The organism is Candidatus Neomarinimicrobiota bacterium (genome assembly GCA_021157965.1).
In the GTDB taxonomy this organism is placed as follows: Bacteria; Fidelibacterota; Fidelibacteria; order Fidelibacterales; family Fidelibacteraceae; genus Fidelibacter.
In genome coordinates this window covers 61,023-68,882 of sequence record JAGGVO010000023.1, presented here as the reverse complement: position 1 = coordinate 68,882, position 7,860 = coordinate 61,023, and the positions used below count along the sequence as shown (strand labels likewise).

4 protein-coding genes and 4 tRNA genes are annotated in these 7,860 nt (G+C 43.9%); 2 read left to right on the top strand and 6 right to left on the bottom strand.

Annotated elements, in window-relative coordinates; genetic code table 11:
- The 5 genes from tuf to J7K63_03120 form a co-directional block, all read right to left on the bottom strand.
- The coding region (tuf, locus tag J7K63_03140) for an elongation factor Tu (protein ID MCD6234019.1) at positions 1 to 125 on the bottom strand (125 nt) is incomplete at its 3' end.
- Between the two features lie 36 nt (positions 126 to 161).
- Positions 162 to 235: transfer RNA gene (locus J7K63_03135), tRNA-Thr, on the bottom strand.
- 120 nt (positions 236 to 355) lie between these two features.
- Positions 356 to 429 (bottom strand) — tRNA-Gly (locus J7K63_03130).
- Positions 430 to 433: 4 nt separating this feature from the next.
- Positions 434 to 516: transfer RNA gene (locus J7K63_03125), tRNA-Tyr, on the bottom strand.
- Between the two features lie 13 nt (positions 517 to 529).
- Positions 530 to 602, bottom strand: a tRNA-Thr gene (locus J7K63_03120).
- A 371-nt stretch (positions 603 to 973) separates the two neighbouring features.
- Between J7K63_03120 and J7K63_03115 the strand changes: the two genes are divergently transcribed.
- Positions 974 to 4,030, top strand: coding sequence for a PAS domain S-box protein (locus J7K63_03115; protein MCD6234018.1), 3,057 nt, complete (start codon positions 974 to 976; stop codon positions 4,028 to 4,030).
- Positions 4,031 to 4,066: 36 nt separating this feature from the next.
- A complete protein-coding gene (locus tag J7K63_03110; protein MCD6234017.1) occupies positions 4,067 to 4,444 on the top strand; it encodes a response regulator in 378 nt (125 codons plus the stop codon).
- Positions 4,445 to 4,838: 394 nt separating this feature from the next.
- Here the strand turns inward: J7K63_03110 and secA are convergent, their stop codons facing one another.
- Positions 4,839 to 7,856: a preprotein translocase subunit SecA gene (secA, locus tag J7K63_03105; protein ID MCD6234016.1), complete on the bottom strand. Its 3,018-nt coding sequence runs from the start codon at positions 7,854 to 7,856 to the stop codon at positions 4,839 to 4,841.
- Positions 7,857 to 7,860 lie beyond the last annotated feature (4 nt).

Genomic DNA, 7,860 nt, shown 5'->3' with positions numbered 1-7,860 from the left:
GCTCCTCCCGCCTTCGCCAAAACATACGTGATGGCGGCCGTCAGCGTCGTCTTACCGTGATCCACGTGACCGATCGTTCCGATGTTCACATGCGGCTTCGTTCTTTCAAATTTCTTCTTTGCCATGATAACTCCTCAGCTGAATTTGTTCAAATATCATTGAGCCCACGACCGGACTTGAACCGGTGACCTCTTCCTTACCAAGGAAGCGCGACTACCGACTGTGCTACGTGGGCAAAAAAAAGCCTGTCACCAGAAAAGACAGTGACAGGCTTCAAATTTTCCCGTGTTGTACAATTTCTGGTTCAAGCGGATATGCCTGAAAACATATCCTCCCAAGTCCTCTTTCAATGATCTGGAGCGGGTGATGAGAATCGAACTCACGTAATCAGCTTGGAAGGCTGATGTTCTACCACTGAACTACACCCGCAAAGTGGGCCAGGATGGATTTGAACCACCGTAGGCTTCCGCCGGCAGATTTACAGTCTGCTGCCATTGACCGCTCGGCCACTGACCCCTTTCGTTGTCTGAGCCACCAGCCGGAATCGAACCAGCGACCAACGGTTTACAAAACCGCCGCTCTACCAGCTGAGCTATGGTGGCACAAGGCAATTTTCAAAAAGCTTGAAAATATAAGAAGAATCCTGCGGTCCATGCAAATAAAAATTACCATTTCCGGGAACCAATATTCTCCTTTTCTATTTAAAACCCGTCCGGACGATGATTTTCACCTTCCGGACCGGATTCCGGCAGAATATACTGTAAAAAAGGCGGATTGGGGGCAAATCACATGCAAGAGCTTAAAAATATTATTCAATTGAAAAAATGTATAGATATTAGTAGTATAAAAAAATATTGAATCTAAACGGTTACCATGTGGAATTGCAGGTTGAGAACCGGTAGAAAAGAAATGATATCATCCCATAAATGAGATTCACACAAGAAATTCTGAACGGTAATAATTGGAAACAGCGATGACAAAGAAAAGAATTCTGATTGTTGAGGATGAACGGATCATAGCTGAAGATCTTCGGATTACCCTGGAGAGTTTCGGATATGAAGTAATCGATATGATATCCAGCGGAGAAAATGCCATAAAAAAAGCCGGTGAAACCCTGCCGGATTTAATCCTCATGGATATGGTTCTTGAGGGAGAGATGCGGGGATCTGAAGCTGCTGAAATCATTCACAGGAAATTTGGCACCCCCATCATTTTTCTAACGGCCTATGCAGATGAAAACACCCTGGACATGGCAAAAGCTTCCAACCCTTACGGTTATTTAATCAAGCCATTTGAAGAACGTGAACTCCAGGCAACCATTGAGATGTTTTTTTACAAGATTGACCTGGAGCAAAAGCTTAAAAGCAGCGAGTTCCGTTTGCACTTCCTATTTCAAAAGGCTCATGACGGGATCATCATTATCGATGAACACAAGCATATTCTGGATATCAATGAAGTTGCAATCAACATCAGCGGTTATAAACGGAGTGAATTGCTGAAAACAGATTATCAAAAAATTCTGCCGGATTTGGATATGCTTGTCATCCGGGAAAAGGATGAAAAAAACCAAGTGATTGAAACATTTATCCTGAACCGGTCCGGTAATCATATTCCGGTGGAAATTTCCCACTCCATGTACACGCTTCAGAATCAGCGATTCATCATGCTGGTTTTCCGGGATATTTCAGATCGAATTAGAAACCTTGAAATTCTGAAAAGGCGCGATCAAATTTTGGAAGCAGTGGGTGTTGTAGCCGAACGGCTTTTAGCCAATGATCAAATTGACAAGGCCATGAACGAGAGCCTGAAATATATCGGGGAAGCAACCTCTGCCGACCGATGTTATATCTTTAAAAATGTCCTGAATCCCCAAAATGAACTCTGCATGTCCCTGAAGTATGAGTGGGCCCATGAATCCGTTGAGCCCCAGTCAAACAACGACCTTTTACAGAACTTGCCTTATGCTGTTCACACAGATGAGATATATTCATTCCTCTCTCAAAATAAGATATACAAAAAAAATGCCCGGGATTTTAACGAAGTGGAAAAGGCCATTCTGGGTGGGCAGAATATACAGTCCCTGATTTTGGTTCCCATTTCAGTTGATAATGCCTGGTGGGGATTTATCGGACTGGATGATTGCCATGGGGAAAAGGAGTGGACTCCGGCAGAAATCGAGGTATTGAAAGGTATGGCCGGAATAATTGGTGCAGCAATTCAAAATTACAATGCACAGCTAAGCATAAAGAAATCCGAAGATAAATACAGGCTTCTGGTAGACAGCATTTACGATGGAATTGTGATCAGCCAAAACAATCAATTTATCTTTTACAATAAACGTTTTGCAGAAATCCTGGGATATGAGCCCGATGAACTGCATAATATTAACTACCGGAAAATATATTCCAGGCGCGGACTGAAAATATTAATGCACCGTTTTGAAAAACGCCAACTGGGTGAAAAAGTCCCCAACCGGTACGAAACATACTTCCTAAAAAAAGACGGTAAAGAAATTGATGTGGAAGTAATAGTTTCAATTATTGAATATGAAGGAAATCCTGCAACCTTTGCTGTCATTCGGGATATTTCCGAGCAGAAACAGGCCGAGCAGGAAATCAACATGTTGGCACATGCCATTAAAAGTATCAGCGAGGCCGTATCCGTCACAGATCTGGATGACCGAATCATTTTTGTAAATAATGCCTTTATCAAAACATACGGCTATACACGGGATGAACTCATCGGACAGCATATCAGTATAATCCGGTCAGAAGAGATGTTGAAGGACAGTGCTTTGCTGGAATCCATCCGCAACGGGACCCTGAACGGCGGCGGTTGGCAGGGAGAAATTGTAAACCGGCGGAAAGATGGCAGCATCTTCCCCGTAATGTTGTCCACCTCGCTTCTCCATGATGAAAATGGGGAGGTGATGGCTTCCATTGGCGTAGCCCGGGATATTTCCGAACGAAAACAAGCAGAAAAAGAGATTTATCAAAGCCGTGAACGACTGAATATTATCCTCCACAGTATCGGAAATGGTGTGGTAGTGATCGATTCCCATAACCGGGTTATCATTCACAATGAAAAAGCACGGGAGCTTCTGAATCTCTCGGATCCTTTGGAACCCGTGCCTTATTTGAAAGACATGCTGATTCATTGTGAACAACATGGAAAGGTTTTACTGGATTCTCTGGATACCGGTGCTTTTTCCAATCTTGAGCTCATTGTCACGAATCCGGAGCACAAAATTCTCTATGTAACGGGGACAACCTTTGAGGATGTGGATGGTGAATCTGCAGGCAAAGTGTTTATTTTACAGGATGTCACCAAGGAACGGGAAATTGACAGAATGAAAACTGATTTTGTTTCCAGCGTATCTCATGAACTTCGCACACCCCTCACATCCATTATGGGCTTTTCCAATACAATACTCAGAAAAGAAAAGATGCCTGAGGATATAAAAAAGGAGTTTATTGAAATCATTTACAATGAAAGCAAGCGTCTTGCCCGTCTGATTGAAGATGTCCTCAGCATATCCAAAATCGAATCCGGCAAAATTACGTTTGAAATGAAACCCATGAATCTGGACGAAGTGATCCAGGATGCTGTCACAATTTACAGGACGCAGGCGGAAGACAAGCAAATTGATCTAACGTATGAAAAAGACGAAAATCTTCCGGAAATACTCGGTGACCGTGATGCCATGAGTCAGGTCATTGTGAATCTGATTAGTAATGCCCTTAAATTTACACCCATTCAAGGGATAATTGATGTCCGGCTGAAACAAAAGGACAATCAGATTGTTCTGGAAGTAGAGGACAATGGTATGGGAATCCCCAAAAAGGAACAGGACAAAATTTTTCAGAAATTTTACAGAATACACCGGCCGGGAAAACAGATGCAGGGAACAGGTCTTGGTTTGTCTATTGTGAAGGAGATTGTCGAAAAACACAAAGGAAAGATTGAAATATTCAGCGAAGAAAACCAAGGAAGCCTGTTCAGGATATCCCTGCCGGTTTTTGAATCATAATAACAAAAAGCAGAACAACATAACGGTGAGGATCATATGAAAATTCTTGTTGTAGATGATGAAGAAAACATTCGTAAACTGGTTCATTACAATCTTATCCTTGACGGATACGATGTCATTATGGCTGTCGACGGGAAAGAAGGATTGGAAAAAGCCATTCAGGAAAAGCCGGATCTGATTCTGCTTGATATCATGATGCCTGAGATGGATGGGCTGGAGGTTTGCTCGCGCCTGAAGAAAAACCCGGAAACACGGGACATTCCGATTTTCATGTTATCGGCAAAGGGTCAGATGCAGGATTTGGAAGATGCGTTTGAAGTGGGAGCAGATAATTACATCACAAAACCGTTTGATGTTGACAAATTGAGCGAAATCATCCAATTCAAGCTGAACAAAATGAAAGAAAAAAAGTAGGATTCGTCTGCTTTTAATCTCATGCGTCAGGAAGATATATTGAATTTGAGACATTAACATTTTCCATTATTGTCGCTGAGCAGCTCCGGGATAAAATTCACCGGTTTCCAACTTCTGTCAAAATCATAAATATTTTATTACTTGTCTTAAATTTTAATTATATCATCATAAAGCAAGGGACTGCTTCTGCTTTGAGAAATCCGGTGGTATACCATTAACATATTAATTTATCACAATAATTTTGGATATCTCCCCCCACGCCGGAGGTAAGATACAGGTCTTGCATGAAAGTGCCAACATTATATTTGTGTTTATATATACCAAATAAAGAAAGTCTGTTTAAAGTTTAATTAATCTGTCCCGGAATCAGCAAGTTTTTATAAAATAGCCGGGATCAGTTGGCTCCGCAACAATGTTTATATTTTTTTCCGCTGCCACATGGACATGGTTCATTGCGACCGATTTTGCGTTCCGTTCGCCGAATAGGCTGGGTTTTACCTGCTTTTGACGGTTCTGCCTTCGGGCGTCCAGCTGCCTGTTGATACCCCAGATTGTCCGTCTCTTCATGCCTCATAATCATATTGACCGGACGGGATTGTTCGGGACGGGGTTCCTGTTCCATGCGTACCTCGGTCCGGAAGATAAGGCGCAAAGATTCCCTGTCTATCCGGTTCAGCATTTCCTCGAACATTTTATAGGCTTCTGATTTGTATGCAATCAATGGATCTTTCTGTCCATAAGCCTGCAGACCGATTCCCTCTTTCAGCTGGTCCAGTTCAAAAAGGTGTTCTTTCCATACATTATCCACCGTCATCAGATATGCCCAGCGTTCCAGTTTGTCCATGATATCGGGTGGAATAATCTGCTGTTTCCGTTCATAGGTTGCCAGGGCTTTTGAATGGATCAGGCTAACCACATCATCCCGCTCAATTTTCTCCTTACCATCCAGGGCCAGTTCATCAGGATGAATATCAGTCATAAGAACGTTGATAGTTTCCTGCCGGAGTCCTTCCCAGTCCCAATCGTGGATATCTTCTTCGCTTGTATATTTATCTACCGTTTCACGGATATATTTTTCCAGCATAGTGAGAATCTCTTCCCGAAGATTTCCGCCATGAAGGGCATAATTTCTCCGATCATAGATTACTTCCCGCTGCATATTCATTACATCATCATATTCCAGAAGATGTTTACGAATGGCAAAGTTTCTTTCTTCCACTTTTTTCTGGGCTCTTTCAATGGAGCGGGAAATCATGGGATGGGAGATCACTTCTCCCTCTTCCACGCCCATGCGGTCCATGATGGCGCTGACCCGGTCTGAACCGAAAAGCCGCATAAGATCATCTTCCAGTGACAGGTAGAAAACAGATTCACCCGGATCGCCCTGTCGACCGGAACGTCCTTTCAGCTGAAGGTCGATACGTCTGGATTCATGACGTTCGGTCCCGATTATTTTAAGACCGCCCAGCTTTCGTGTCTCATCGGTGATCTTAATATCAGTCCCCCGGCCGGCCATGTTGGTGGCAATGGTAACTGATCCAAAATGTCCGGCTCTGGCTACGATTTCCGCTTCCCGCTGATGCTGCTTGGCGTTGAGGACATTGTGGGGGATTCCTGCCCGTTGAAGCATTTTGCTGAGCATTTCAGAAACTTCAACACTGATTGTTCCCACCAAGACGGGTTGTCCCTTTTTATGGGACTGAATAATCTCTTCAATGATTGCCCGGTATTTTTCCCGTTTTGTCCGGAAAATCACATCATTCCGGTCTTTACGGATAACAGGGCGGTTAGTGGGAATACTGACCACTTCCAGTTTGTAGATTTCCCCAAATTCAGCAGCTTCAGTTTCTGCCGTACCGGTCATACCCGCCAGTTTGTCATACATTCTGAAGTAATTTTGCAGTGTAATTGTTGCCAGGGTTTGGTTTTCGCCCTCGATGCGGACTTTTTCCTTCGCTTCGATGGCCTGATGGAGGCCGTCGCTATAGCGGCGCCCCGGAAGTATACGACCGGTAAACTCGTCTACAATGAGGACTTTCCCATCTTTAACCACATAATCCACATCCCGGCTGTAAAGGGAATATGCCCGAAGTAGTTGATGAAGATTGTGAATGGTTTCACTTCGCCGGCTGTGGAGCCGTTGGATTCTGTCTTTTTCTTCCTGCTTTTCCGCATCACTCAAATCATCCCGCTGGTCAATTTTAGCAAATTCCTCTCCGATATCGGGAATGATAAACTGTTCAGGATCTTTCGGAGCTAAAAGTTGTCTGCCTTTTTCAGTGATATCGATTACATGGCTTTTTTCGTCAATGGTATAGTACAGATCCTCATCCACCTCATGCAGTTTCTTTTCCTGCATATAGTAAGATTCGGTATCGTGCATAAGTTTCTTCATGCCCGATTCTTCCAGGAGTTTCAGCAGACCCGGATGTTTGGGCAAGCCATGATGGCACTGGAGGAGTAGTGTCCCCCGCTTCATATCATCCATGGTATCACCAGCCCTGCGGAGCTCATCAAGCAATCCGTTGACATACCGTTCCTGTGCCCGCACAAGGCGTTCGATACTGCTTCGGAGGTTCTTGAAGGACTCATGGGTATTGGACTGGACGGGTCCTGAAATGATCAGAGGTGTTCTGGCTTCATCGATGAGAACACTATCCACCTCATCCACAATGGCATAATAGTGTCCGCGCTGGACCACATTATCCATGCTGACAGCCATATTATCCCGAAGATAATCAAAACCAAACTCATTGTTGGTCCCGTAAACAATGTCTTTGGCATATTCCTGTTTTCTCACATCCGGAGGCATGCTATTTAAAATTTTCCCCACGGAAAGTCCTAAAAACCGGTAGACCGCCCCCATCCATTCTGCATCTCTTTCCGCCAGATAATCATTCACCGTCACTACATGAACACCGCGTTTCGTCAGAGCATTCAGAAAGACCGGCATCGTTGCCACCAGAGTTTTTCCTTCTCCGGTTTTCATTTCGGAAATGGCACCCTGATGGAGTACGATAGCCCCCAGAAGCTGGACATCAAAGGGAACCATATCCCACACCATGGTTTGCCCACTGACCCGGATTTCCTTTCCCAGGAGCCGTTTACATGCCTGCTTGACTATAGCAAAAGCTTCCACCATAAGTTCATTCAGTGCTGACTGTTCCGCTTCAAAAATAAAATTGTCGGTCCGTTCACCGTCAAATCCCTGCGATTCTGCTTTTTCACGGGCTTCCTGGCGCTTCGATTCAATGTAATCGATCATCTCCCGGATCCGATCCCTGAGATCGTCATCACTGGCACTTTCCAGCTCTTCAAATTTTACATTTATCTGGCTGATATACGGAGTTATCCGTTTGATATACCGTTCAGAACTTGTTCCAAAGATTTTTTTTATCAGATCAAAAAACATATTT